This window comes from Ferrimonas sediminicola (assembly GCF_005116715.1).
In the GTDB taxonomy this organism is placed as follows: Bacteria; Pseudomonadota; Gammaproteobacteria; order Enterobacterales; family Shewanellaceae; genus Ferrimonas; species Ferrimonas sediminicola.
The window spans coordinates 144,207-168,991 of record NZ_SWCI01000008.1 but is presented as its reverse complement, the minus strand read 5'-3'; the positions used below and the strand labels follow the sequence as shown (position 1 = coordinate 168,991).

Here is a 24,785-nt window from a genome sequence, read left to right as displayed (position 1 = left end):
CCGGCGTTCGCCGGGGTGACGATTGTGCGAGAGGCAAGGGCGCACTGCGGCGTTCCCGCTTCCCTGCGTAATTCCCGCGAACGCGGGAATCCAGGGTCTTGGGCTCCTCTCAGCAAAAGCCGCTGGGCCCCGGCGTTCGCCGGGGTGACGATTGTGCGAGGGGGGCAAGGGCGCACTGCGACGTTCCCGCTTCCCTGCGTCTTTCCCGCGAACGCGGGAATCCAGGGTCTTGAGGCTCTATCGGCAAAAGCCGCTGGGCGCCGGCGTTCGCCGGGGTGACGATTGTGCGAGAGGCAAGGGCGCACTGCGGCGTTCCCGCTTCCCTGCGTAATTCCCGCGAACGCGGGAATCCAGGGTCTTGGGCTCCTCTCAGCAAAAGCCGCTGGGCCCCGGCGTTCGCCGGGGTGACGATTATGCGAGGGGGACAAGGGCGCACTGCGGCGTTGCAACTTCCCTGCGTCATTCCCGCGAACGCGGGAATCCAGGGTCTTGAGGCTCTATCGGCAAACGCCGCTGGGCCCCGGCGTTCGCCGGGGTGACGATTGTGCGAGGGGGCCAAGGGCGCACTGCGGCGTTGCAACTTCCCTGCGTCATTCCCGCGAACGCGGGAATCCAGGGTCTTGAAACTCTATCGGCAAACGCCGCTGGGCCCCGGCGTTCGCCGGGGTGACGATTGTGCGAGGGGGGCAAGGGCGCACTGCGGCGTTGCAACTTCCCTGCGTCATTCCCGCGAACGCGGGAATCCAGGGTCTTGAAACTCTATCGGCAAACGCCGCTGGGCCCCGGCGTTCGCCGGGGAGACGGAGAGTGGGCGGTCAGGCGACCTTGATGGTGACGTCGCTGTAGGTGAAGTTGTTGTTGGTGCCGGGCACCAGTTGCTCCTCCATCTCCAGGGCGATGATGCTCTGCTGCTGGGGAGCCAGCTTGCAGTAGTAGCCGAACACCAGCTCGATCCACAGCTGCGGGTCTATCTCCCGGCTCTCTTTCAGCCAGGCGCCCTGCTGCGCCTGCCAGTGGCCAAGGGCGGAGAGGCCCTGGTCGGCCAGCACCGCCTGCTCGAAGAAGTGCTCCACCTCGTCCAGCACCCAGTCGCTGAGATAGGCCAGCACCTCCAGCTCGTCGCTCTCGACGCTGACCGCCTCGCGATCCCCGACCAGGGGCTCGGAGGGGGCCTGACGCCGCAGGTGCTGGACAATCTCCACCAGATCCTGCTCGATGGCGCTGCTGCGCACATCCACCAGGCCGCCGGTGACCATGGCGGGCACCAGTTTCAATTCCCGGGGCAGTTCGGGGGCGAAAGGCAGATCCTCGCGCAACTCATACTCGGGGTGCTTGCGCAGGAAGCGGGCCATGCCACGCAGCTGGTTGGCCTGCTTCACCTGGCGGCGCAGGCGGAACAGGCTCTGGCGCATCTTCTCGATGACGTGGGCCAGCCGGCCCAGCATGTTGCGGAACCAGTGCACGAAACCGGTGATCTTGCGGGCAAACTCGGTGGGGGCGCCGTCGAAGATCCACTGGTAGCAGGTCTCGGGGTCGATCTGCTGCAGCTCGTTGAGCAGCTTCTGGGCGTAGTCCAGCGCCTTCTGGTTCTCCCGCACCTTGGCGGTGAGGGTGGCCACAAAACCGAACTGGCTGGAGATGGCGTAGTGCATGTTGTCCAGGCTGGTGTTGAGGCTGTCCCTGGCGTCGAACAACAGGTCGTCCAGCTGGTCGAGGTAGTGGTCGGCGTCGTCCATCTGGCCGGCGATCAGCGAGTCGCGGTAGTCGATGATCACATCGTCCATGGCGTCGATCACCTTGCCCATGTCGGTGAGCTGGCGATAACCGCTCTGCTGGCGCATCAGCTTGTTGAGCAGCCGCTTGACGTCGGCGGTGAGGCGGTAGCTGCCGGGCTCGTCGTCGGGACGCAGCAGCTTGGCCTTCTGCAGGCTCTTCAGCTGGCCGTCGTTGTCGCCGTCGCCGCTGACGGAGCCGTAGACATAGGCCTCCGCCAGCAGTTCGTCCGCCTGCCCCATCTGTCGCAGCAGCGCCGCGACCTGATTGCTGTCGTAGAGGCTCATTACAGCAGCAGCTCCTCTTGGGGATCGGGCTCCTGCACCTCGGGCAGCTCCAGCTTCTCGCTGTCGTTGAGGAACTCGATCAGCAGGTAGATCAGGTCGAAGCGGGCGGTGGCGTACCAGGTGTTGCTGCCAGGGGCATGGCGCACCAGGTAGCCCATCTCCTCCAGCTTGGTCAGTACCGTGCCCAACTGGTCACGGATCTCCACCCGGTTGGTCTTGAACGGGGGCATGGTGGTGAGCCGGCGCAGCTGCTCCGCCAGGGTCTGGTCGTGCTCGAACGCCTCCAACAGCGAGGTGAACTTGAGGCTGTCCTTGGCGTGCAGCGGGGCGTCATTGCCGGTGGCCCGCAGCAGCATATCCAGCCACTCCACCAGGGGGCGGAAGTAGCTGCGCATCGAGCTGAACAGCTGGGTGATCCCCTTGCGGTTGCTGTCGTCCACCCTGTCGTAGCTGCAGTAGAAGGCGGCGGCGGTCTCGAAGTGGGTCAGGCTGCGGTCCAGCTGGCTGAGGAACTCATGCACCCGCTCGGCGTTGGCGGGGGCCTGCAGGTACTCGAACTCGTCCGGGTGGGCGGTCTGGCAGATCACCGCCCCGGCCAGCAGCTTCTCCACGGTCTGTTTGAAGATCATTGGGCGGCCTCCTCGGTAGTGGCATGGGTGCGTCCGGCCCGGGTGGCCAGCAGCTGCTCCAGCTTGGACAGCGGCACGTGGGCGCTGTAGATCTTGCTGTCCTTGAGCTTGTAGTGGGTCCGGTACAGGGCCAGCACCTGGCGGTCGGTGGAGGGCGAGGCCGACAGCATCTGGATGTGGTTGTCGTCGAACATCCCCAGCAGCAGCTCGATGTTCTCCGCCGCCAGCTCACCCAGCTCATCCACCGGCAGGATCACCCGGCTGGGCAGCTCGCCGTCGCCGCGCAGCATCCCCAGCAGACCGGCGAACAGGGAGAGCATCGCCAGGTAGGAGAGGCCGGTGGAGCTGACCTTCTTCAACTGACGGGCGTTGCGGGCCCGCTTCACCTGGCCCTTCTCGGTGATGACGAACTCCAGGTCGAACAGGTCGTTGTGCTCCAGCTCCAGCCCCTCGGCGGGCAGCACCCGGGCCAGCTCACGCATGGCTCGGATCAGCTCTTCGGGGATCTCGGAGGAGCCTTCACGAAGCTGGTCGCGGGACTGCTCGAAGCAGTCGGAGAAACTGCGCAGCGGCTGCCAGTACTCCAGCTGCTCCAGCTTGGTGACGGTGCCGACGCTGATCTCCGCCAGCGCCTCGAACTTGGCCAGGGCGGTGACCCGCTCCGACAGCTGGCGGCCCACCGACTTGATGCGGCGATCGAAGTTCTCCAGGTGGCGGTAGAACTCGTTGATCATGTTGGCGTTGACGATCACCAGCTGGCCGGTGGACTTGGCCAGCTGGGCGGCACTCTGCAACAGATCGCCGATGGGGGCGCGGTACTTGAGCACGGTCTCGCAACCCTCGAAGCGGTCGTTGTCCGCCACCAGCTGAGTCCAGGTGTCGAACAGGCTGCTCTTGCCGTGCTTGGTGCGCAGCACGTTGGAGAAGTGGCTGATCTCCTTGGTGAGCTTGCGCTCCAGGTGGCTGAAGCCCTCGTGGTTCTGCTCGATGAAACCGGGCAGCATCTCCGCCTGGTAGTTCTGCAGCTGGTCGTTTCTGGCCGGCTCCAGCCCCAGGGGCTCACAGACGGCGTTGACCCGCACCAGCCGCGCCAGCAGATCGTCGCTGCGCTCCTGCTGCTCCTTGTTGCGCTTGAGCACCGCCTTGTGTTCAGTCAGCTGATGCTCATGCTGGTTGCGGGCATGCTCCAGCCTGGTCCTGGATTCGGACAGGCGCTGCTGCAACTCCAACAGCTCGGCGGCCAGGGGCTCGCGCTGATTGTACTGGCTGGACAGGAAGTGCTGGTACTCGCGGGCCTTCTGCTCGAACTCGGCGCAGCGGTCCAGGGCGGCCAGCAGCTCCTTGCGCTCGGCCATCCGCTTGTCCACTTCGCCGTCCGGGTCGATCTTATCCAGGGCCTGCTTCTGCTGCTTCTTGTAGTCGCGGCGACGCTCGCGCACGCTCTCTTGCAGGGACTCCAGCTGTTCGGAGAGGGTCTCCAGCTGGCTGTCACGGTCGGTCTCCAGGATCAACCGGCGCTCCAGGGCGGCGTTGTGCAGCTCGTGCAGCTCCTCCTCCCCCTGCTCCTCCAGCTGCTCCAGCTTGTGGTCCAGCTGCTCCAGCTGCTTGGAGAGCTGCTTGCGCTCCTCATCCAGGCGGGTGGTGAGCTGCTTCACCGCCTCCTGGGCGTGCTGCTGCTGGCGCTCCTGCTGCTGCTTGAGCTGGTCAATCTCGGCGTTGGCGCGGCGCTCCTGCTGCTGCAGCTGACCCAACTGGGCCTGGTGCTGCTCCAACTGGCGACCCAGCTGCTTCAGCAATTCGTTAATTTGGTCAATCTGACCCTGCTGGTCGCGACATTGCTGCTCCAGGGTCTCCAGCCGCTGTTGCTGCTCCGCCTCGCCGCGAGCCAGGGGGTTGTTGTGCTGCAACGGCGCCAGATCCAGGCCGACGCCGTAGAGGGTGTCACTGCCCTCCCCTTTCCACTGGGGAGCCAGGTCGGTGCGGGCCAGCAGCTCGGGTGAGAGCAGGCAACCGATGTTCTGTTTCCAGCCGGCGGCCTCGCCGCGCTGCTCCAGGAACGCCTGCAGCGAGCCCTCGGCAGGGTGCAGCTGCTGCTCCAGGGCCTGGTACTGGGCCTTGAGCTCATCCAGGCGACGCTGCTCCCCTGAGAGCCGGTGCAGCTGCTGGTCGCGCTGACGCTCCAGCTGGGCGCCGTGCTGGCGCTCGTCGGAGATGAGGCGCAGCAGCTCGTTGTGGCGCCCCTGGGCCTCCCCCAGGGACTGGGCGGTGGCCTGCAGCCCCTGACTGATCTCGGCGGGCAGCTGGGGGTTGGCGCGGCTGTTGGTGTTGATGCGCAGGGCGTGACGCAGCTGCAGCTGCTGGTCCTTGAGCTCCAGGCCCTGCTGGCTCAGGCGCTGCTCCATCTGACGGCGGTTGGCCTGGTACTGCTGCTCCACCTGGGCCAGCTGGTCGGCGGCCTGCTGGCGGATGGTGGCCATCTGCTGCTGCTTGTCGCCCTCGCCCCGGGCCAGCTCCAGATCCAGCTTGCCGAGGAGTTCCTCAAACTTGCGGGCCACCTTGGCGGTGTCTCCCTCGAAGCTCTCGATGATGGCGTTGACCTCCTTCAGGCGCTGGCTGAAGGTGGCCTTCTCGTCGGCGCGCAGCTGGTAGGAGGCGGCGTCATCGTCGTCGTACTTCTGCTTGTCGTCGTCCAGGCGCTCGATGGTCACCTGGCGGGCGTGCACCAGATCGCTGTCGGCGGTGATGCTCTGCTTGAGCTCCCCCTCCAGGGCGTCGAACTCCTGCTCCAGCTCCTTGATGGAGGCGCGGTGGCTGGCCTTCTCCGAGGCCAGTGCCGCCAGCTTGTCCTGCAGCTCGCTGCGCTGCTCGTCGCACAGGGCCAGCAGGTGGCGCAGCTGACCGAGGAACTCCTCCAGCTCGCTGAACTGGCCCTGCCAGCGCTGGATCTTCTCCGCCACCCCGTGGACTTCGCGGCTGGCCTGGATGTCGCTGAGCCAGCGGCCAATCTCATCCTTGTTCAGTTGCATCTGCTCGCGGCTGTCGCCGGCGCGGCTGCGGGCCAGGTAGTCGGCGGCGATGGCCACCAGCATCTTCTTCACCGCCTCAAAGTCGAGGTTCTTCTCGATGGTGCCGTTGACTACCTTGTCGATGTGGGGCATCGGTACCTGGCCGAAGCTGAAGCGGCTCTGCAACTGGCGAACCTCGGCGGAGGCACGGCCGCCGCGCAGGTTCTGGATCACCTGGCGATACTTGTCCACCCCCAGGTAGTTGGAGCAGAAGGCGCCGTGGGCGCGCTTGTAGTTGCGCTCGATCTCACCCATCTTGAACGGTTTGTGATCGGCATTGATGAAGTGCTCCTGGCGGTAGGGGGCGTCGATCAGCTTGTAGTGGACGCTGCGGCCGTCTGAGGAGGCGATCATGCAGCACAGCTGCGGCTCAACCAGGCCGGGGCGCTGGTATTCGTACACCAGCTTGCTGGACTCCCGGGGCAGGTAGTAGTTGGCGAAGTTCTTCGCCTGGTCCACCTTGGAGACGATGTCGCCGGGGCGCATGCCGTAGAACAGCGGCAGCAGCCTCATCAGCGAAGTCTTGCCGGCGCCGTTGGTCCCCTCGAGCTGGGTGTGGCCGTCGAAATCGATCTCATTGACCTTTCCCTTCCAGAAACTGTCGATGATGATGATGCGACGCAGTCGAAACGCCTCTTGACTCATAGGGATACCTTATCTCCGGGAGCATGGAATTATTCGAAAATGAAACGGCTTAGGGTAACTCAGCGACGGGCCCGCGACAATACGCAACCCGCGCCAGCACTGGGTTTGCAGGCGCAACTGACTCTGTTTTGATCAGTTTGCGCCGATGAGGCCGCGTCAGGGGCTTTTGGTTGTCCGTCGCGACGCCCGCCCCAGGGTCAAAGACACTGGGCTCCGGCGTTCGCCGGAGTGACCGTGCTGGAGGCAGCTGCCGTTGATGAAACAACGGTCGTACAATCCGCAAGGCCTCACCACAACAGCGCCCGGCAGACGCTCCGGCAACCGCAAAAGCGGCAACAAAGCGCCCATCCACATTCACCCACCATCGTTTCCCTGGCGCACGCCAGGGTCCAACCCCACAACCGTCTCCCTGGCGCACGCCAGGGTCCAGTGGCTTTGAGGGACAACCCTATCTCCCCCGTGTGCACTAAGACACTGGGCTCCGGCGTTCGCCGGAGTGACTGTGTTAGAGGCAGCTGCCGTTGATGAAACCGCGGCCGTGCAATCCGCAAGGCCTCACCACAACAGCGCCCGGCAGACGCTCCGGCAACCGCAGAAGCGGCAACAAAGCGCCCATCCACATTCACCCACCATCGTTTCCCTGGCGCACACCAGGGTCCCACCCCACAACCGTCTCCCTGGCGCACGCCAGGGTCCAGCGGCTTAAGTTACGTCGAGCCCAGCTCCAACCCCTGATCCCAGTAGGGGGGCGAACCGAAGTAGCCGTCGATAAAGTCGATGAAGCAGCGCACCTTGCTGGCCAGCAGCTGACGGTGGGCGTAGACCGCGTACAGACCCAGGGGCTCGGGCAGCTGATCCGCCAGCAGGGGCACCAGCCGGCCATCGGCGATGGCGGGGCCGGCGATAAAGGTGGGCTGCAGGGCGATGCCCGCCCCCTCCACCGCCGCTTCCACCAGCACATCGCCGTTATTGCAGGTGATGCCATGCGCCTGCACCAGGGCTGCGGAGCGCTTGCCCAGCAGCAGATGGTCGTCACTGTAGCTGTACTTGAGGAACTGGTGCCGAGCCAGCTCCTCCAGGTTCGCCGGGGTGCCGTGCTCCGCCAGATAGCCGGGGGAGGCCACCAGCACCAGCTGGATGGGGGCGATCTTTCGGGCAATCAGCGAGGAGTCCTTCAACTGACCGATGCGAAGGGCGATGTCAAACCCCTCCTCGACGATGTCCACCCGGCGGTCGTTGAGGTGCAGATCCACCAGGACCTGGGGATAGGCTTTGCGAAAATCACTCAGCAGCCTGGGCAGGTGACGGCTGGCGAAGGACACCGGGGCGCTGATGCGCAGCTGGCCCCGCGGGCTGTGCTGCAGCTCCCCCAGCTGGCTCTCCATCTCCTCGATCTCCGCCAACACCTGCTGGGCCCGCTGATAGTAACCCGCGCCCGCCTCGGTGAGGCTGACCCTGCGAGTGGTGCGGTTGAGCAAGCGGGTGCCCAGCCGCTGCTCCAGTTGTGAGACGTATTTGCTCACCAGTTGCGGCGAATGCCCCAGCCGCTCCGCCGCCCGGGTAAAACCGCCTTCGTTCACCACGGCGATGAAGGTACGCATCGCCTCCAGCCTGTCCATGTTCCGCTCCCATTCGTTGCTACCAGCCATCATTGTCAACTCAGCGTTGATAATGATGCAACATCCACCCTATATATCACCAATCGAGAGAAAGTTAATCTGATTCCAACAGCTGAGGCGAGTGGTTGGCCCGGCGCACAAACCCAAACCCGAGGAACAGAGTATGAACCGCACCTTTGTGAAATCCCTTTTCGACTCCAACGCCGGCACCGCCGCCCTGGTACTGCGTGTCCCCACCGGTCTTATCCTGGCGGCCCACGGCGCCCAGAAACTGTTTGGCTGGTTCGGCGGCTACGGCCTGGAAGGCACCGGTCAGTGGATGGCCAGCATCGGCCTGGGGCCCGGCTACCTGATGGCCCTGCTGGCGGGCAGCGCCGAGTTCTTCGGCGGCCTGGCCCTGGTGCTGGGGCTGCTGACCCGTCCGGCGGCGGCGGTGTCCGCCTTCACCATGCTGGTGGCGATGTTCAGCGTTCACATCGGCAATGGCCTGTTTATGAGCAACAACGGCTACGAGTATGCCCTGACACTGGCGGTCATCGGCGTGGCGCTGGCCCTCCAGGGGGGCGGCCGACTCGCCCTGGACAACCTGGTTGCCCGCAAGCTGGGCCGCTGAGACACGAGAGAACGGCGGACATGCCCGCCCCTGCTTTGAAGGAGATCGGCATGTTGATCAATGGCAGCTGGAAAGAGAATTGGCAACCGGTACAGGCTAAGGATGAGCAGGGGCGGTTTATCCGCCAGAGCGCCTCCTTCCGTCACTGGATCACCCCGGACGGCGCCCCCGGCCCCACCGGCCGGGGCGGCTTCAGGGCGGAGCCCGGCCGCTACCACCTGTACGTGGCCTACATCTGCCCCTGGGCATCCCGGGTGCTGATGACCCTGAAGCTCAAGGGGCTGGAGGAGATGATCAGCGTCAGCGTGGTCAATCCCAGGCTGAGCACACAGGGGTGGCAGTTTGGCGGCTTCCCCGGCGCCACCGAGGACAGCGTCCATGGCGTCTGCTACCTGCACCAGCTCTACAGCCGCGCCGATGCTCTATACACCGGCCGGGCCACGGTGCCGGTGCTGTGGGACAAGCACACCGACACCCTGGTGAACAACGAGTCGGCGGACATCATCCGCATGCTGGGCAGTGCCTTCGATCACCTGACCGGCAATACTCTGAACCTCTGCCCCGAGGCACTGGCCGGTGAGATCGACGCCCTGAATGCCCGGCTCTACGGCGAGTTGAACAATGGCGTCTACCAGGCGGGGTTTGCCAGCAGCCAGCAGGCCTATGAGGAGGCCTACCACAGGGTGTTCAACATGCTCGACCAGCTGGAGGCGAGGCTGGGGGATGGGCGCTCCTACCTGTTTGGCGACACCCTCACCGAGACGGACATCCGCCTGTTCGTCACCCTGGTGCGCTTCGATGCCGCCTATCACGGCCTGTTCAAATGCAACCGCAACACCCTGGCCTCCATGGCGAACCTATGGGGCTACATGGGGCGGATACTCCGGCTACCGGGAGTGGCCGACACCGTCAAGCTGGATCACATCAAGGCGGGTTACTACTCCATCGAGACCCTGAACCCCGGAGGCATAGTGCCCCGTGGGCCCGAATCACTCTGAACCGAGCGAGGACAGAATGACCAAGCACTACGCCAGCTTCTTCCTCTCCCACGGCGGCGGCCCGATGCCGCTGCTGGGTGACCCGAGCCACCGGCAGATGGTGGAGCGGCTGCAAGCCATCGCCGAGGAGATGGCGACCCCGTCGGCCATCGTTATGGTCAGCGCCCACTGGGAATCGGACAGGCCTGCCATCACCGCTGCGGCCCGGCCGCCGCTCATCTATGACTACTACGGCTTTCCCGACGCGGCCTACCGGCTTCAGTACCCGGCCCCCGGGGCGCCGCAGCTGGCCGGGGAGATCCACGCCAGGTTGCAGCAAGCCGGCCTCTCTCCGGAGCTGGACGAACATCGGGGCTTCGACCACGGCATGTTTATCCCCCTGAGCCTGCTGTTTCCGGACGCCGAGATCCCCGTGGTGCAACTGTCCCTGAACCACAACCTGGATCCGGCGGAGCATATCGAGATGGGCCGGGCGCTGCGGGGCCTGGGGGATGGCCGGGTGCTGGTGATCGGTTCCGGTTTCTCCTTTCACAACATGCGCGCCTTCTTTGCCAAGGAACAGCGGGAGGGCAACCGGGCCAACGCCGCCTTCGAGCACTGGCTGATTGAGACCTGCACCAGCCCGGCCCTGTCGGAGTCAGAGCGCCGTGAGCGGCTGCTCCGCTGGGATCAGGCCCCGGCCGCCCGCTACTGCCACCCCAGGGAGGAGCACCTGCTGCCGCTGATGGTGTGTTACGGGGTGAGTGAAACCGCCGCACCGGAGCACCATGAGCTGGAGATCGCCGGCAAGCGCGCCAGCTTCTACCTGTGGTGACGCCGGGTGCTCCCATGCGATGATCACCAAGACACTGGGCTTCGGCGTTCGCCGGAGTGACCGTGCTGGGGGCAGCAGCCGTTGATGAAACCGCGGTCGTGCAATCCGCAAGGCCTCGCCATAAGAGCCCCCGGCAGACGCTCCGGCAACCGCAGAAGCGGCAACAAAGCGCCCATCCGCATTCACCCACCGTCGTCTCCCTGGCGCACGCCAGGGTCCAACCCCACAACCGTTTCCCTGGCGTACGCCAGGGTCCAGTGGCTTTGAGGGACAACCCTATCTACCCCGTGTGCACTAAGACACTGGGCTCCGGCGTTCGCCGGAGTGACCGTGCTGGGGGCAGCAGCCGTTGATGAAACCGCGGTCGTGCAATCCGAAAGGCCTCGCCATAAGAGCCCCCGGCAGACGCTCAGGCAACCGCAGAAGCGGCAACGGGGTGCCCATCCGCATTCACCCACTGTCGTCTCCCTGGCGCACGCCAGGGTCCAGTGGCTTTACCCGCAGCGGAGATGAACAACGTTTTCACCTTGGCGCCTTCTCCATTAGAAATAACACCGACTCAGAAATTCATCCTCCGACCACAATAAAGAACAACAGACGAAGAAAGAATATTGACCGAATGACGCCCTACCTTGCTGCCTGATGATTTTATATTAATTACACTTGCTTATAATAAGGCCATAAATCACTTTCCCAGAATTCAACAATTGCTTTTCCCGAAATACAGAAATTGCTCTCCCCCTTCCCTGCCCCAACACCCAACCCCCTCTGAAACCTCCGTCATTACTGGATCCAGCAGTACAAAGGCATTGACCCGAATTATAGAAAATGCATTTCCCGCCGGAGTAAATTCAGTCTGAAATTCACAATTATAAAAATTCAAAATCTCGGCGTGATGGCGCTCACACCCTATTTTAGCCTGGGGGCCATATACTGGATTCAACGAATGGACAGTTCCTATTCGTCCGAAGCCCCTTAGAGATAACTCTAGGAAAATAATCTATTTGTGCCTTCATTATAAATCGGCGCAACTGATCTCACATGCGAGTATTTCTCCTCAAGAAATACCATCAGGAGCGAACCATGTTAGATAGAAGATCGATACTGAAACTGATGGCGGGGGGCGCCCTGAGCGTCGGTTCCCTCTCCTTCATCTCCGCCGCCGATGCGGTGGCGGCCATCCGGTCCAAGGGTGGCAAACATCTGGCGATGGTCATCGACCTGCGCCGCTGCAACGGCTGCAAGGCCTGCGTTGTCTCCTGCGGCAACGAGAACGGCAACCTGCCCAAGGAGCACCGCACCGCGGTGTACCAGGCCAGCACTGAGGTTCAGGACAAACCCTACGCCTTCAACCTGCCGCTGCTGTGCAACAACTGCGACAAACCCAGCTGTGTCGAGGTGTGTCCCACCGGGGCCACCTTCAAACGGCAGCAGGATGGCATCGTGGTGGTGGACTCCACCGAGTGCATCGGCTGTGAGATGTGCATCGAGGCCTGTCCCTACGAGGGGGTACGCTTCGTCAACTCCACCACAGGCACCGTGGACAAGTGCAACTTCTGCGTTCAGCGCACCGCCCGCGGCCTGCTGCCCGCCTGCGTCACCACCTGTACCGGTGGCGCCCGCATCTTCGGCGACATCAACGACAAGCACAGCGAGATCGCCAGGGTACTGGAGCAGGAGAAGCCGCTGGTGCTCCAGGCGGCCAACAACACCCACCCCAATGTGTTCTACATCGGCCTGACCGAAGCGGAAAGCAACGCCCAGTTCAGCCTGAAATTCCCCCAACTGTGGCAGAGGTAACTCATTATGGATCGTAGACAATTCCTCAAAGCAGGGTCAGTTGCGGCCCTCTCCGCCTCCGGCGCCTCCAAGGCGGCACAAGCCGAGACCCCCACCAGCGACAAGGCGCTGGAGAAGTTTGCCCCCAACTCGCTCAAACCGGAGTTTGTGGTGGACGGCAAGACGGTGAAACCCGCGGAAGGCCAGCGCTTCGCCTTCTCCAAGTGCTACGGCTGCTTCAACGTCTGCGGCGCCCGGGTCAGCATCGACGAGGCCACCGATCAGGTGGTGCGCGCCTGGGGCAACCCCTACATGCTCACCAGCAACACCGAACCCTTCAGCATGTCGGTGCCGCCCAGCGAGGCGATGTTCCGCCTGGCCGCCGCCAGCCAGTACAACCAGGACAACGCCGCCACCCTCTGCGGCCGCGGCAACGCGGTACTGGACGCTTTCAGCAATAAGCACCGGGTCACCCAATGCCTGAAGCGGGTGGGCAAGCGTGGCGAAAACAAGTGGAAAACCATCTCCTACGAGCAGTTGATCAAGGAGGTCACCGAAGGGGGCAACCTGTTTGGCGAGGGCCATGTGGACGGCCTCAAGGCGATCCACGCCAACCCCAACTACGCCAACCCGCTTTACCCCGACTTCGGCCCGGTGAAGAACCAGCTGCTGGTCTCCACCTCCACCGAGCAGGCCAACCGCTGGGACTTCATGCACCGCTTCACCCACAGCGCCTGGGGCACCCCCAATGTGGGCAACAAAGACTCCTACTGCGGTCACCAACAGGCCGCCGGCTGGGGCCTGGGCTGCTTCGACGTGGTGGATGAGATCGCCCTGCCCATTACCGATTTCGAACACTGCAAGTTCGCCATCTTCATCGGCACCAATCCCGGTCTGTCCGGCAACAGCCTCAACTCCGGCTCCCGTCGCCTGGCCAAGGCCCGTGCCGAACGGGGAGATTTCAAGTACGTGGTGGTCGATCCGCTGTTGCGCTCCCTGACCTCGGAGACCGACACCGAGAATGGCGAATGGGTGCCGATCCGCGCCGGCGGCGACACCGCCCTGCTGTTCGGCATGCTGCAGTGCATCATCAACCACAAGCGCTACCGTCAGAACTACCTGGCCGCCCCCAGCCAGGCCGCCGCCGACAAGCAGGGCGAGGTGAACTACACCAACGCCAGCTACCTGGTGGTGAAGCAACCGGGTCATCCGCTGCACAACCGCTTCCTCACCGCCGAGGCGATGGGGCTGGGCAGCGCCGAGGTGAAGATGGTGCGCCGCGAGGCCGATGGCAAGCTGGTGACCAGCGACAGCGACCAGCAGGCCAGCCTCATCTACCAGGGGGAGGCCAAGCTGGCCGACGGCAGCAAGGTCAACGTGGAAACCGCCTTCGCCCTGCTGAAGAAGCGGGTCAACGAGCACAGCCTGGAGCAGTACGCCAAGCACAGTGGCGTGCCGGTGGCCAAGATCCAGGAGCTGGCCAGGGAGTTCACTTCCCATGGCCGTCAGGTGGCCATTGAGACCAACACCGGCTGTAACGCCACCGACGGCGGCCAGTGCGCCTACGCCATGGCGATGCTGGCCACCATGGTGGGGGCTCACAACGCCAAGGGCGGCCTGAACCACATGAATGGTGTCGGCTTCGGCATGATGTACGAGATCTACGACGGTCCTTTGTACAAGCTCAACGATTTCGCCCACGCAGAGCCGGTCGGCTTCAACGCCGAGCGCTCCGGCGACTATGAGCAGAGTGAAGAGTACAAGGCCAAGCTGACCCGGGGCGAGCCCCCCTACCCCGCCAATCAGCCCTGGAACAACACCTTCGTCCAGGAGAACAGCGGCGAGATGCTGGTGGCCCACGCCAACGCCAACCCCTTCCAGTTCAAGGCATGGTTCATCTGGTCCACCAACCCCATCTACAACTGCTCCGGCCTGAAGGACCAGGTGGTGGACTCCATCACCGATCCCGACCAGCTGGGACTGATCATCGGCATCGATCCCTACATCAACGAGACCAACGTCTATGCCGATTACCTGGTGCCGGACCTGCTGCAGTATGAGCAGTGGATGTACTCCCGCATGTGGGGCAGTGAATACATCGGTGACGTGGCCTGTGTGCCGGTGATTGAGCCGAAGACGGTGAAAGACGCCAAGGGCAATCCGGTGTGCATGGAGCAGTTTGTCATCGACGTCAGCAAGGCCCTGGGGCTTCCCGGCTTCGGCGACGACGCCTTCTCCGACGCCAAGGGACGCCGCTACGGCCTGCATCTGCCCCAGGACCTGTATGTGCCGCTGTTTGCCAACGCCGCCCACTCCGGCGAGGTGCTGCCCTCCCCCACCCAGGAAGAGATCCAGTTCACCAGCGTCGACCGCATCCAGGGCGAGTTCGCCAAGCGCCTCAAGCCCGAGGAGATGGGCCCCACCCTGTTTATGCTCACCCGCGGTGGCCGCTACGAGCAGCTGGAGCAGCGCTACGACGGCGAGTTCCTCAACCCCGCCATCCGCATGGATGTGCAGTTCCAGGTGTATAACGAGGCCCTGGCCCAGGTGAAGGACTCCTACAGCGGCGAGTACCTGGATGGCCAACCGGTGTTCGATGTGGACCGTTTCTGGGACGGCTCGGCGGTGCGGGATCGCTGGAGCGAGACTCAGTACCCCTTCAGCTTCTCCACCTTCAAGCCGCAGCTGCGCAACGCCTACTCGGCCCAGTTGCCGAGGCTGACCGCCCTGGGAGAGGCCAACTTCATCCAGATGAACGCCGAGGATGCAAACAAGTACGGCCTGAAATCCGGTGACCGGGCACAGGTACTGTCGCCCAAGGGCACCCACCTCGAGGGGGTGGTGCAGGCAGACCACAGCGTGGCCAGGGGCACCATCTCCGTGGGGATCGGCTTTGGCCACAGCCAGTTCGGCGCCCAGTCGGTGACCATCGACGGAGAGGTGATCCCTGGCCAGGCCGAGCGGGCTGGCGGCATCAACCCCAACCCCTTCAACGTGGTGGACCCCACCCGTAAGGGCGCCAGCCTCTACCGGGATCGCACCTTCGGCTCCACCTGCCGTCACGGGGTCCCGGTGGGCATTCGCAAGGTCTAGGAGAACGGGCTTGAACAGGGACGTTCGTCTCTCCTAAACGCAAAATCCGGAGCCAGGCTCCGGATTTTTTTGGTTATGGCCAGGGCTCCAGCCGCCCCAGGCTGTCGGCCAGGGGGTAACCCAGCCTGGTCGACAACTGCTGCGCCTGCTCCCGCAGCCGAGGCAGGGTGGTGGTAAGAGGCTTGCGTCCGGCGAGAATCACCAGGTTGCCATCGGCGGTCGGGCAGCTGTGAATGGCGCTGAAATGGCGGGTCAGGGCCCGGCTCAGCCCCTGGTGATGGCGGTGCTCCTCCCAGCAGTTGAGCACCAGCATGCCGTCATCCTTGAGCAGGGCGGCGGCGTTGTCGATAAAGCTCTCCCTCAACTGCACCTCATCCACCGAGTCGGCACCGTAGAGGTCGGCAAACAGCAGGTCCACCCGCTTGTGGTTGCCCTCGGCCAGGAAGGCGGCCCCCTCCTGGTGAACCAGTTCGATGCGCTTGCTGCGGGGCAGGCGGAAGTGGGTCAGGGCCATCTCGGTGACCAGGGGGCGCAGCTCCACCCCGGTGATCTTGATCCCCTTGACCGCGTTGGCCAGGGCGGAGATCAGGCAACCTCCGCCCACCCCCAGCACCAGGGCGCGCTTGGGCTGACAGAACAGCAGGGAGAGCAACATCGCCCGGGTGTAGTCGTGCTGAAGCAGCCAGGGCTGCTTGGTGAGGATGCGGCTCTGCTCGTCCGCCGGACCGAAGCTGAGGATGCGGTGAGGCCCGCGCTCTATGACCCGGACCTGACCCCACTCATCGCTGCCATCGAAAAGAGTTGTTTCGCTGCTCATCCATCCCCCCCACTGCTGAAGGTGGGCATTATGGGGCAGGCGGCGTGGTGACTCAAGCGGGGGATCCGCGCTCCCCGGTGACCGCCAGCTTGGCCTGGATAAACTCGCTGTGGCGCAGGTAGAGCAGGTCGCTGACCTTGCGGATCATCGCCTCCTCGTGGGGATCAAGCTGATTGTCCTCGTAAGCCACCCGCCACAGCCCCTCGATCAGCTTGAGCTTCTGCTTCAGATGCAGGTTCTTCTTCACCACATTGGTGAAGTTGTGGATGGAGTTGGCCTGTTCGGACTGGATCAGCGCCTCCTCAATCAGCTCCCTGGCCTCCCGGTCTGACAGCTGATGCAGCCCCTTGATCAGGTGCCACACCGCCTCCTTCTCCTCATGGCTGATCTGGGAGTCGGCCCGGGCCACCTCCAGCAACAGCGCGGTACTGGCCAGCTCGACGTTGAGCTCCTCGGCCACGGGGCTCTGGCCGGAAAAGAGGGATTTCAGACGACTTATCATGGACACAAACTCCTGGATTGCGGTTAGGGCCGGTTGACCTTGGGCGCCCTGCGGGCCCGGACTGACGACCGCCCATCGGCGTCGTTCGATGTGGACCTGGAACTTGTTCGACCACAGTGCGTCGAGGCAGGTTCCCGTTGAGATCGGACCCAGGCGGGTCAGTGCTTACTCCGGCCGCGGCCAGTGTACCGCCAGCCACAGGGTCGGCTGGTCGGGATCGGTCCAGCTGACCCTGTGTCTGCAGTGGGCCGGCAGCCAAGCGTGATCACCGGGTTGCAGCGACTGCTCCCGGCCATCCTCGAAAGCCAGCCGGGCTCGCCCCTGCAGCAGCAGCACCCACTCATTTTGGGGTTGATCGTACCACTCTCCCGCAGGGGTCACCTGCCCCAGGGAGGTAATTCTTTCAATTTTCACCCCTTTATTTTCGATAATGGTCTGAAACACCTCACCTGTTAAGTTTTCAGGCAGCTCGGTTAGCAGGTTATTCACAATTCACCACCCCATTTACCCATTGATTACATTTTGAGCCGCTTGACCTATCCCCCTTTCAGGCAACAAGTTTTGGCGAAGAGATCGGACCAACGCATAAGCTCGACGCATTAAATCATAAGAATGAGTTGTTTAAGTTAAGTCATCAGCAGATAGTGTCGATTAAGATCAATCAAACATCGAATGCGGGTGGACATGGCCTAGGGAAAATTGCCAAAATTCCCGACTCTGGCGGCCTGTCCGCCCAAGATAAAAATAATGCGTTAGGCAAATTATGAGCAATCAACAATCTCTAGTGAAAAAAATCGCGAGCGGCAGCCTGGTCCTGCAGATCCTGGTTGGCATCATCGCCGGTGTCGGCCTGGCCTCTGTGGCACCGGATTCCGCCAAATCCGTGGGTTTCCTCGGCGGCCTGTTTGTGTCCGCCCTGAAGGCAGTGGCGCCGATTCTGGTGTTCATCCTGGTGGCCTCCTCCATCGCCAACCAGAAGCGTGGCGAGCACACCAATATGAAGCCTATCGTCATGCTCTACCTGTTCGGCACCTTCGCCGCCTCCCTGACCGCGGTGGTAATGAGCTTCATGTTCCCCACCACCCTGGCCCTGGTGACCAACAACGCCACCGTGGCACCCCCTGAGGGGATCACCGAGGTGCTCAACACCCTGCTGTTCAAGGTGGTGGACAACCCGGTCAACGCCCTGATGACCGGCAACTTCATCGGCATTCTCGCCTGGGGGATCGCCCTGGGTCTGGCGCTACACAAGGCCACCGACGCCACCAAGCAGGTGTTCCACGACGTCTCCGAAGGGATCACCAGCATCGTGAAGGTGGTGATCCGCTTTGCCCCCATCGGCATCTTCGGCCTGGTGGCCAACACCATCGCCACCACCGGCTTCGAGGCACTGGGCGGCTACTCCCACCTGCTGGCGGTGCTGCTGGGCGCCATGGGCTTTATCGCCCTGGTGGTCAACCCCGCCATCGTCTACGTCAAGACCCGGCAAAACCCCTTCCCGCTGGTGTTCCAGTGCCTGCGCGAAAGCGGGGTGACCGCCTTCTTTACCCGCAGCTCCGCCGCCAACGTACCGGTGAACATGGACCTGTGTAAGCGCCTGGACCTGCATGAGGACACCTATTCCGTCTCCATCCCCCTGGGAGCGACCATCAACATGGCCGGCGCCGCCATCACCATTACCGTGCTGACCCTGGCGGCGGTGCACACCATGGGCGTGCAGGTGGATCTGCCGACCGCCCTGCTGCTCTCCATCGTGGCCGCGGTGTCCGCCTGCGGTGCCTCCGGCGTTGCCGGCGGCTCCCTGCTGCTGATCCCCCTGGCTTGCAGCCTGTTCGGCATCTCCAATGACGTGGCGATGCAGGTGGTGGCCGTCGGCTTTATCATCGGTGTGATTCAGGACTCCGCCGAGACCGCGCTGAACAGTTCCACCGACGTGATCTTTACCGCCGCCGCCTGCCGCGAGGCGGAGCGCAAGGCCGGCTAAACGCCGAGACGGCGACCGCAGGGGACTCATCTGAGTCCCCTTTTTTGTTCCCCGTCCCCGTGACTGGCGTACACTGAGGAGGAGTTGACCGAGCGGGAGTCAGTATGGCCAGGGAGTTGGGCCCCTTCACCTTAAGATGGCTCGATGCCATCGACAGCATCGAACCGCCCCTGTGGGATCGGCTGTTCACCGACGGCCAGCCCTTCCTGCGTCATGGCTTCCTGGCGGCCCTGGAGGCCAGCGGCAGCGTCGGCCCGGCCAGCGGCTGGACCCCCAGGCACCTGCTGGTGGAGACGCGGCGGCGGGTGGTGGCGGCCCTGCCCGGCTACCTCAAGCTGCACTCATACGGCGAATACGTGTTTGACTGGAGCTGGGCCCGGGCCTACGAGGCCCATGGCCTCAACTACTACCCCAAGTGGATGAGCGCCATCCCCTTCACCCCGGTGACCGGTCCCAGGCTAGGCCTGGCTGAAGGCGTCGACCGCCAGTGGCTGCTGATGGGTCTGTCCGATACCCTGAAGGCGCAGGGGGAGACGCTGGGCCTGTCCGGCATGCAGTGGCTGTTTCCGGACCGGGATCTGTCGGATCGGCTCTCCCGCCTGGGCTGGCGCCAGCGCCGCGACATCCAGTTTCACTGGCACAACCGCGGCTATCGCAGCTTCAACGAATTTCTCGCCAGGCTGACCGCTCGCAAGCGCAGGGGGATCCTCAAGGAGCGTCGCGGCTGTCAGGCGCTGGTGATAGAGCGGTTCGAGGGGGAGGCGATCACCGATGAGCTGTGGCGCCAGTTCCTCGCCTGCTACCGGCACACCTACGCCAAGCGCTCCGGTCACATCGGCTACCTCAACCTGGCATTCTTCCAGCAACTGTCCCGGCGCCTGCCCCAGGCCCCGCTGCTGGTGATGGCCAGGGAGGCCGACCAGGCCCACTGGTTCGCCGCCGCCCTCTACCTCAAGGAGGACAACGCCCTGTACGGTCGCTACTGGGGCAGTCTCAGGGGACACAAGGGGCTGCACTTCGAGCTGTGCTACTACCAGGGGATCGACTACTGCATCGACCACGGCCTGTCCCGGTTCGAGGCCGGCGCCCAGGGGGAACACAAACTGGCCCGGGGCTTTGAGCCCCACTGGACCTACTCCAATCACCTGCTCTACCACCCGCTGTTCGACCAGGCGGTGGCGGATGCGGTGAACCAGGAGCAGCGGCAACTGGACAGGGTGATGGCCCTCTACCGCCAGGCCCTGCCCTACAAGGCCCGATGAAATTCCAGCAGCAGGTTGTTGGCCGGCATGGTGTGGAGGGTGGCCAGGGTCATCTGCTGCCGCTGTGCCTGAGCCTCCATCGCCTCCAGATCGCGAATGCCGCTTAACGGGTCCCGCTGGATCAGCCAGCGGTCGAAGGCGGCGTTGCTGTCGCTGGTGTAGCGCCCTTGCCGATTGAAGGGGCCATAGACGCAGAAGCGGCCGCCGGGCTCCAGCACCCGCCCCACTCCCTGCCACATCTGCACCACCTGCTCCCAGGCCATGATGTGGCAGGTGTTGGCGGTAAACACCCCGTCGTAGCACCGGTCGGGCCAGTCACCGGCCACATCCAGCTCCAGGGGCGCCCCTAGGTTGGCCGCCGGATAACGCGCCAGCCGCGCCCTGAGACCCGCCAGGTACTCGCCCTGATCCGATGGCTGCCAGTGCAGGTGAGGCAACTGACGGGAGAAGTAGACCGCGTGCTGACCGGTGCCGCTGCCAATCTCCAGCACCCGGGTTGCGGGGGCCAGGGCCCGCTTCAGCACCGCCAGAATTGGCGCCTTGTTGTTTTCACAGGACTGGGAAAAGGGCAGGTTCATCGACACTCCAGCACAACAGGTCTCATTTTTCACATATTTGCGATATGAGTCACGTTAGATTAAGGTCTTCAGCATACCATCTACAGGACCAATAATGATGAAATCCACTCTTCTGACCGCCGCCGTGATCGTGGCCGGGATCGCCGGAGCCGGCGCAGTGATGATCAACCAGGGCCAGGCCACCTCCCCCGAGCTCTCCGCCGCCGACCAGCAGCAGTGGGCCGGCCTGGTTCAGTGCGCCGCCTACTACCAGATCGCCTCAGACGCCATCTCCGGCATGAATGCCCCACAGATGCAGGCGGTGGGTCAGCGCCTGCAGCAGTCGGCGCTCACCGCCGAGGAGCGGGCCGCCGCCCTGGGCGGCGCCGAGCCCGCCAAAGCGGCCATCGCCCAGGCCAGGGAGGAGCAGCTGGCCACTCTGCCGGATCCCGGCTCCCTGGGGCCGCTGATGGTCAAGTACAAGAGCCGTTGCCAGAGCCTGATGCAGGGGTAGGGGCGCCGAGCCCCCCTTTTTGAGCCCCATCGAGCCATTCCGGGCCCCGGTGCGTCACCGGGGCTTCCCCAACCCCCCTCTGATCTGGTAGCTTGAGTTCCCGAGAGTTTTACGGAGCATAATGCCGTTGATCCCTTCTCTTTTTAAAGTGGTAACCCAGGCCCAGTGGCAACAAGCCCAGGAAAGCGGCCTGATCCCCCCCTGTGGTGCCGACCGGGCCCACGGTCATATCCACCTCAACTACTACCAGTCCCTGGAGCAGGTGACCAACCACTACTTTTCCGAAGCGGACCAGCCCCTGGCCCTGCGACTGGATGGTGACCGGCTGGCAGAGCACATTCAGGAGTTTGAGGCGACCCAGGAGAAACCCTGGCCCCAGCCCTGTGCCACCCTGCCGAATTTGACCCTGGAGATGGTCACCGAGCTGCTGCACTTCGAGTTCCAGCCGGAATCCGGGCGCTTCACCCTGCAGGAGTAAGCCGGCAGGCCAGCCCGTGGGGTGCCGGCCTGCCCCGCTGATCCAGGCAGACGAACACCATGGCGTCGATGGAGGCGATCACCGCCTTGGTCACCTTGTTGCGCACCTCGCAGCCCAGGGTGACCGAGGTTCTGCCATGACCGGTGAGCTCCAAGCCAAACTCGATCACCTCCCCCAGGTAAGCCGGACGACGAAAATCGATGGCGGAGATGCGTTTGGTCACCAGCCTGGTATTGGCCATCTGGCAGGCGGCAAAGATGGCCGCCTCCTCATCGATCCAGCTGAGCAGACGGCCGCCAAACAGCATCTGGGCAGGATTGAGGTCCTCGGGCTTGACCACCCGCCTTGAGTAGTACTTCATCAGAGACTCCTTGAGTGTTAACGCCTCGCCGCCGGGATCAAGCCAGTTCCGTGCCAGGCCGTTAACGGCGGCGCATCCCCCCGAATCCCGATGGCCAGGCCGCCGCTGCGCCCCCATGGTGCACACTCCGCCCTTGTTCGATGCAGCCCCCTGGGGTATAGATCCCCTCATGAGCGACACTGCCCCCTCCGGTGCCCTGCACCGCCACCACTATCGCCGCGGCCCGGACTACCGCTGTGGCGACGATGTCTCCTTTGCCGACGTCCGCGACCAGTTTGGCCTGGCAGGGGTCAAGGTGGGACGCTGGGTCTCCCGCGGCGAACAGCGGCTGGCCGCCAACCTGGTGTTCGATGCCATGGCCGACCTGGCCTACATCCTCAATGTGCCACCGACGGTGATCGGCCTTCGCGGCCGGCTGCACCTGGCCTTCGGCACCGGCGGCACGCCCCAGAGTCAGGCCCATTACCAACCGGCCGCTCATACCCTGGCCCTGGCCAAAAACGCCGGGGCCGGTGCCCTGGCCCACGAGTACTGGCACGCCTTCGACCATCACATCGCCGCCAAGGCGTTTCACAACGAGGGACGGGATGTCGCCTTCGCCAGCCACCTGTGGCTGCTGCAACGCCCCATGGTGCCCCATCCGCTGAACCGGCGGCTGTCGGCACTGTTCAATGCGGTGTTTGCCCCGAACAGTGACGCCCACGGCGAGTTTGTCACCCAGGCCCTGGCGCTGGACGAGCAGCTGGGCAGGCGCTACTTCTCCCTGCCGACGGAACTGATGGCCCGGGCCTTCGAAGCCTGCATCCAGGATCATCAGATCAAGAACCACTACCTGGTCAGCGGCACCAAGCAGGGACAACTGGCCCGGGCAGGCGCCTACCCAGGCCAGGAACATTTACAATTGATTAACCTGGCCCTGCACCACTACTTTCAGCCCCTGGGCCAGGTCCTCTCTGCAGGGTGATCCCGATCACGCCCGGCAACACCCATCCGTGCGCCAGATCCCGATCCGGGGCGCTTTTTGATCCCGTGAGCAATTGTGAATTGTTGTTAACCGATACTGCCTCAGGGTGAATTGACCCCCACCCGGTTACCAAGTAGTGTCTAGTTTCGAACCTGATTTGGTGTTTTTGATATGAACCATCTGCGTATCGACATCGTTTCGGACGTCACCTGTCCCTGGTGCATCATCGGCTACAAGGCGCTTGAACAGGCGCTGGCGCAGCTGCAGGGGGAACTGGCCGCCGAAATTCACTGGCAACCCTTCGAAATCAACCCCCACCTGGGTGCCGAAGGCGAGCCCCGTGCCGAGAACCTGAAAAACAAGTACGGCTTCACCGACGCCCAGATCGGCCAGAACCAGTTGGTGCTGAACAAGCGGGCCAACCGGCTTGGGTTTGAGATGCATCTGGAGCGCCAACCCAATACCTACAACACCTTCGATGCCCACCGTTTGCTTCACTGGGCAGAACTGCAGGGCAGGCAGCCCAGCCTGCAGCAACACCTGTTCTACCTCTACTTCCGCGATGGCGGCAACCCCAGTGATCACCATGCGCTGATAGAGTGCGCCGTGGCCGCCGGACTGGACCGCGAGGGCGCCAGGGAGGTGCTCGACAGCAAACGCTACGGCGAGGAGGTGCGCCAGGCCCAGATGAGGTACGTGCGTCTGGGGATCACTTCGGTGCCCGCCTTTGTCATCAACGATGAGTACATCATCAGCGGCGGCCAGCCGGTGGAGACCTTCATCAACGACCTGCGGGAGATTGCCGGTCACCTGAGCGCCGCCTGACGCAGCCACCGACAGTCAGCACACAGAAAAGGGGGAATCCACTGGATTCCCCCTTCGTCGTTGCATCCCGCTTGACCCGGGTAGCGTCACCGCGTTCAGCTTACGCTAATGGGCCGCCAGGGTTTCAGAGATGGCGTCGTTGCCTTCATAGTTCTCCGGCAGACGGTGGGCAATCCCCTTATGACAGTCGATGCAGGTCTTGCCCTGCTCACTGGCGGAGGCATGCATGCGACCGGCCACCCCTTTCTGCTCGGTGAAGTCCATAAACTCGAAGTTGTGGCAGTTTCGACACTCCTGGGAGTCGGTTTTGCGCATCCGCGCCCACTCCCGCTCCGCCATCACCAGACGGTGATCACGGAACTTCTTCGGCGTATCGACGATGCCGATCGCCTTACCCCACAACTCCTTGGAGGCCTGGATCTTGCGCACCATCTTATGGGTCCAGTCCTTGGGCACATGGCAGTCGGGACAGGTGGCCCGTACGCCGCTGCGGTTGTTGTAGTGAACTGTGGTCACGTACTCCTCGTAGACGTTGGCCTCCATCTCGTGACAACCGATACAGAACTCTTCGCGGTTGGTCATCTCCATGCCGGTGTTGAAGGCGCCCCAGAACAGGATTCCCCCCACAAATCCCACCAGCAGCAGGCTGCCCAGGGCCTTGCCACTGGGGCGGCAGAGCCAGCCCCAGATGCGTCCGATAAAGCCGGGTAGTTTCATGGCCTACTCCTTATCCTTGGCAAACTGGCCCAGGCCCTGAAAGCTATTGTCCACCGGGGGCTTGGCATCCGCCTGGGTCACGTGGCACTGCAGACACAGGTAGCGACGGGGTGCCACGTGAGGCAGGACAATGCCGTCACGGTCGGTGAAGTGGGTGGGGCTGATCCTGGGCGCACCGGTAGTCAGGTAGTTATCCACGTCGTGGCACTGCAGGCAGCGGTTGGTCTTCTGGGTGATCTGGTAACCCTGAACCTTGTGAGGCACCAGGGGTGGCTGGTTCACGTAGTTCAGCGCCTTGCGGTCGGTCTCTTTCAGTACCTTCTTCAGGCCGGGCGCCTTGCTGGTCTCTGCCAGGGGGACATCCGCGCGCATGCCGAACAGGGTCTCTTCGGCGGCGAAGGCCGCCAGGGGGAGCAGAAGTGCGCCACACAGGGCAATTCGAAGTTTCATGGTGTTCTCCAATTCGTTTGACTGGGGGCCCCGGGGGGC

Annotated in this window: 22 protein-coding genes; 11 read left to right on the top strand and 11 right to left on the bottom strand. The window is 63.6% G+C overall.

Going from position 1 to position 24,785, the window contains the following annotated elements; all coding sequences use genetic code 11:
* Positions 1-815 precede the first annotated feature (815 nt).
* The 4 genes from FCL40_RS13400 to FCL40_RS13385 form a co-directional block, all read right to left on the bottom strand.
* Positions 816-2,060, bottom strand: coding sequence for a hypothetical protein (locus FCL40_RS13400; protein WP_136853811.1), 1,245 nt, complete (start codon positions 2,058-2,060; stop codon positions 816-818).
* Complete coding sequence (locus tag FCL40_RS13395; protein WP_229360334.1) at positions 2,060-2,689, bottom strand: condensin complex protein MksE; 630 nt, start codon at positions 2,687-2,689, stop codon at positions 2,060-2,062. Before FCL40_RS13395 ends, FCL40_RS13400 begins: the two co-directional genes overlap by 1 nt.
* Positions 2,686-6,399, bottom strand: coding sequence for an ATP-binding protein (locus tag FCL40_RS13390; protein ID WP_136853810.1), 3,714 nt, complete (start codon positions 6,397-6,399; stop codon positions 2,686-2,688). Before FCL40_RS13390 ends, FCL40_RS13395 begins: the two co-directional genes overlap by 4 nt.
* 707 nt (positions 6,400-7,106) lie before the next feature.
* Positions 7,107-8,018, bottom strand: a complete 912-nt coding sequence (locus tag FCL40_RS13385; protein ID WP_136853809.1) for a LysR family transcriptional regulator — start codon at positions 8,016-8,018, stop codon at positions 7,107-7,109.
* Positions 8,019-8,181: 163 nt separating this feature from the next.
* Between FCL40_RS13385 and FCL40_RS13380 the strand changes: the two genes are divergently transcribed.
* From FCL40_RS13380 to FCL40_RS13360, 5 genes are all read left to right on the top strand, one after another.
* Complete coding sequence (locus FCL40_RS13380) at positions 8,182-8,631, top strand: DoxX family protein (RefSeq protein ID WP_136853808.1); 450 nt, start codon at positions 8,182-8,184, stop codon at positions 8,629-8,631.
* Positions 8,632-8,681: 50 nt separating this feature from the next.
* Positions 8,682-9,629: a glutathione S-transferase family protein gene (locus FCL40_RS13375; protein ID WP_136853807.1), complete on the top strand. Its 948-nt coding sequence runs from the start codon at positions 8,682-8,684 to the stop codon at positions 9,627-9,629.
* Positions 9,630-9,645: 16 nt separating this feature from the next.
* Complete coding sequence (locus tag FCL40_RS13370; protein WP_136853806.1) at positions 9,646-10,443, top strand: DODA-type extradiol aromatic ring-opening family dioxygenase; 798 nt, start codon at positions 9,646-9,648, stop codon at positions 10,441-10,443.
* Positions 10,444-11,526: 1,083 nt separating this feature from the next.
* Entirely contained in the window at positions 11,527-12,243 is a 717-nt protein-coding gene (locus tag FCL40_RS13365; protein WP_136853805.1) for a 4Fe-4S dicluster domain-containing protein, read from the top strand.
* Positions 12,244-12,249: 6 nt separating this feature from the next.
* Positions 12,250-15,315, top strand: a complete 3,066-nt coding sequence (locus tag FCL40_RS13360) for a molybdopterin-dependent oxidoreductase (protein ID WP_136853804.1) — start codon at positions 12,250-12,252, stop codon at positions 15,313-15,315.
* A 73-nt stretch (positions 15,316-15,388) separates the two neighbouring features.
* Here FCL40_RS13360 and FCL40_RS13355 read toward each other — a convergent pair whose 3' ends face one another.
* The 3 genes from FCL40_RS13355 to FCL40_RS13345 form a co-directional block, all read right to left on the bottom strand.
* Entirely contained in the window at positions 15,389-16,132 is a 744-nt protein-coding gene (locus FCL40_RS13355) for a class I SAM-dependent methyltransferase (protein ID WP_136853803.1), read from the bottom strand.
* Positions 16,133-16,184: 52 nt separating this feature from the next.
* A complete protein-coding gene (locus FCL40_RS13350; protein WP_136853802.1) occupies positions 16,185-16,634 on the bottom strand; it encodes a tellurite resistance TerB family protein in 450 nt (149 codons plus the stop codon).
* 165 nt (positions 16,635-16,799) lie between these two features.
* The gene (locus FCL40_RS13345; RefSeq protein WP_136853801.1) at positions 16,800-17,123 is read right to left on the bottom strand and encodes a cupin domain-containing protein; all 324 of its coding nucleotides are present in this window, start codon (positions 17,121-17,123) and stop codon (positions 16,800-16,802) included.
* Positions 17,124-17,397: 274 nt separating this feature from the next.
* Between FCL40_RS13345 and sstT the strand changes: the two genes are divergently transcribed.
* Both sstT and FCL40_RS13335 read left to right on the top strand, forming a co-directional pair.
* Positions 17,398-18,618, top strand: a complete 1,221-nt coding sequence (sstT, locus tag FCL40_RS13340) for a serine/threonine transporter SstT (protein WP_136853800.1) — start codon at positions 17,398-17,400, stop codon at positions 18,616-18,618.
* Between the two features lie 104 nt (positions 18,619-18,722).
* Positions 18,723-19,880, top strand: coding sequence for a GNAT family N-acetyltransferase (locus FCL40_RS13335; protein WP_136853799.1), 1,158 nt, complete (start codon positions 18,723-18,725; stop codon positions 19,878-19,880).
* On the opposite strand, the gene FCL40_RS13330 is transcribed toward FCL40_RS13335, so the two are convergent.
* Positions 19,865-20,458 (bottom strand): DUF938 domain-containing protein, encoded by a 594-nt coding sequence (locus FCL40_RS13330; protein ID WP_136853798.1) that lies wholly within the window; start codon positions 20,456-20,458, stop codon positions 19,865-19,867. The two genes, FCL40_RS13335 and FCL40_RS13330, sit on opposite strands and share 16 nt — an antisense overlap.
* 97 nt (positions 20,459-20,555) lie before the next feature.
* Here FCL40_RS13330 and FCL40_RS13325 point away from each other — a divergent pair, with 97 nt between their 5' ends.
* Both FCL40_RS13325 and FCL40_RS13320 read left to right on the top strand, forming a co-directional pair.
* The gene (locus FCL40_RS13325) at positions 20,556-20,951 is read left to right on the top strand and encodes a hypothetical protein (RefSeq protein ID WP_136853797.1); all 396 of its coding nucleotides are present in this window, start codon (positions 20,556-20,558) and stop codon (positions 20,949-20,951) included.
* A 127-nt stretch (positions 20,952-21,078) separates the two neighbouring features.
* Positions 21,079-21,429 carry a DUF952 domain-containing protein gene (locus tag FCL40_RS13320; RefSeq protein WP_169307125.1) on the top strand — a complete coding sequence of 117 codons (351 nt, stop codon included), beginning with the start codon at positions 21,079-21,081 and terminating at the stop codon, positions 21,427-21,429.
* Here FCL40_RS13320 and FCL40_RS13315 read toward each other — a convergent pair.
* Positions 21,413-21,790 (bottom strand): acyl-CoA thioesterase, encoded by a 378-nt coding sequence (locus FCL40_RS13315; protein ID WP_136853795.1) that lies wholly within the window; start codon positions 21,788-21,790, stop codon positions 21,413-21,415. The genes FCL40_RS13320 and FCL40_RS13315 overlap by 17 nt on opposite strands.
* A gap of 169 nt (positions 21,791-21,959) precedes the next feature.
* Between FCL40_RS13315 and FCL40_RS13310 the strand changes: the two genes are divergently transcribed.
* Together FCL40_RS13310 and FCL40_RS13305 are read left to right on the top strand one after the other, a co-directional pair.
* On the top strand, positions 21,960-22,754 hold the full coding sequence (locus FCL40_RS13310) for a CLCA_X family protein (RefSeq protein ID WP_136853794.1): 795 nt from the start codon (positions 21,960-21,962) through the stop codon (positions 22,752-22,754).
* Positions 22,755-22,925: 171 nt separating this feature from the next.
* Positions 22,926-23,579: a DsbA family oxidoreductase gene (locus FCL40_RS13305; protein ID WP_136853793.1), complete on the top strand. Its 654-nt coding sequence runs from the start codon at positions 22,926-22,928 to the stop codon at positions 23,577-23,579.
* A gap of 105 nt (positions 23,580-23,684) precedes the next feature.
* Here the strand turns inward: FCL40_RS13305 and FCL40_RS13300 are convergent, their stop codons facing one another.
* Together FCL40_RS13300 and FCL40_RS13295 are read right to left on the bottom strand one after the other, a co-directional pair.
* Positions 23,685-24,296 (bottom strand): NapC/NirT family cytochrome c, encoded by a 612-nt coding sequence (locus tag FCL40_RS13300; protein ID WP_136853792.1) that lies wholly within the window; start codon positions 24,294-24,296, stop codon positions 23,685-23,687.
* A gap of 3 nt (positions 24,297-24,299) precedes the next feature.
* Positions 24,300-24,746, bottom strand: a complete 447-nt coding sequence (locus FCL40_RS13295; RefSeq protein ID WP_136853791.1) for a nitrate reductase cytochrome c-type subunit — start codon at positions 24,744-24,746, stop codon at positions 24,300-24,302.
* Positions 24,747-24,785 lie beyond the last annotated feature (39 nt).

Coding starts and splice junctions, on each gene's coding strand:
- FCL40_RS13350 (WP_136853802.1), bottom strand. CDS start 16,634: ATGATAAGTCGTCTGAAATCCCTCTTTTCCGGCCAGAGCCCCGTGGCC.
- FCL40_RS13295 (WP_136853791.1), bottom strand. CDS start 24,746: ATGAAACTTCGAATTGCCCTGTGTGGCGCACTTCTGCTCCCCCTGGCG.
- FCL40_RS13355 (WP_136853803.1), bottom strand. CDS start 16,132: ATGAGCAGCGAAACAACTCTTTTCGATGGCAGCGATGAGTGGGGTCAG.
- sstT (WP_136853800.1), top strand. CDS start 17,398: ATGAGCAATCAACAATCTCTAGTGAAAAAAATCGCGAGCGGCAGCCTG.
- FCL40_RS13325 (WP_136853797.1), top strand. CDS start 20,556: ATGAAATCCACTCTTCTGACCGCCGCCGTGATCGTGGCCGGGATCGCC.
- FCL40_RS13335 (WP_136853799.1), top strand. CDS start 18,723: ATGGCCAGGGAGTTGGGCCCCTTCACCTTAAGATGGCTCGATGCCATC.
- FCL40_RS13315 (WP_136853795.1), bottom strand. CDS start 21,790: ATGAAGTACTACTCAAGGCGGGTGGTCAAGCCCGAGGACCTCAATCCT.
- FCL40_RS13330 (WP_136853798.1), bottom strand. CDS start 20,458: ATGAACCTGCCCTTTTCCCAGTCCTGTGAAAACAACAAGGCGCCAATT.
- FCL40_RS13360 (WP_136853804.1), top strand. CDS start 12,250: ATGGATCGTAGACAATTCCTCAAAGCAGGGTCAGTTGCGGCCCTCTCC.
- FCL40_RS13390 (WP_136853810.1), bottom strand. CDS start 6,399: ATGAGTCAAGAGGCGTTTCGACTGCGTCGCATCATCATCATCGACAGT.
- FCL40_RS13300 (WP_136853792.1), bottom strand. CDS start 24,296: ATGAAACTACCCGGCTTTATCGGACGCATCTGGGGCTGGCTCTGCCGC.
- FCL40_RS13400 (WP_136853811.1), bottom strand. CDS start 2,060: ATGAGCCTCTACGACAGCAATCAGGTCGCGGCGCTGCTGCGACAGATG.
- FCL40_RS13365 (WP_136853805.1), top strand. CDS start 11,527: ATGTTAGATAGAAGATCGATACTGAAACTGATGGCGGGGGGCGCCCTG.
- FCL40_RS13380 (WP_136853808.1), top strand. CDS start 8,182: ATGAACCGCACCTTTGTGAAATCCCTTTTCGACTCCAACGCCGGCACC.
- FCL40_RS13385 (WP_136853809.1), bottom strand. CDS start 8,018: ATGGACAGGCTGGAGGCGATGCGTACCTTCATCGCCGTGGTGAACGAA.
- FCL40_RS13310 (WP_136853794.1), top strand. CDS start 21,960: ATGAGCGACACTGCCCCCTCCGGTGCCCTGCACCGCCACCACTATCGC.
- FCL40_RS13375 (WP_136853807.1), top strand. CDS start 8,682: ATGTTGATCAATGGCAGCTGGAAAGAGAATTGGCAACCGGTACAGGCT.
- FCL40_RS13395 (WP_229360334.1), bottom strand. CDS start 2,689: ATGATCTTCAAACAGACCGTGGAGAAGCTGCTGGCCGGGGCGGTGATC.
- FCL40_RS13305 (WP_136853793.1), top strand. CDS start 22,926: ATGAACCATCTGCGTATCGACATCGTTTCGGACGTCACCTGTCCCTGG.
- FCL40_RS13370 (WP_136853806.1), top strand. CDS start 9,646: ATGACCAAGCACTACGCCAGCTTCTTCCTCTCCCACGGCGGCGGCCCG.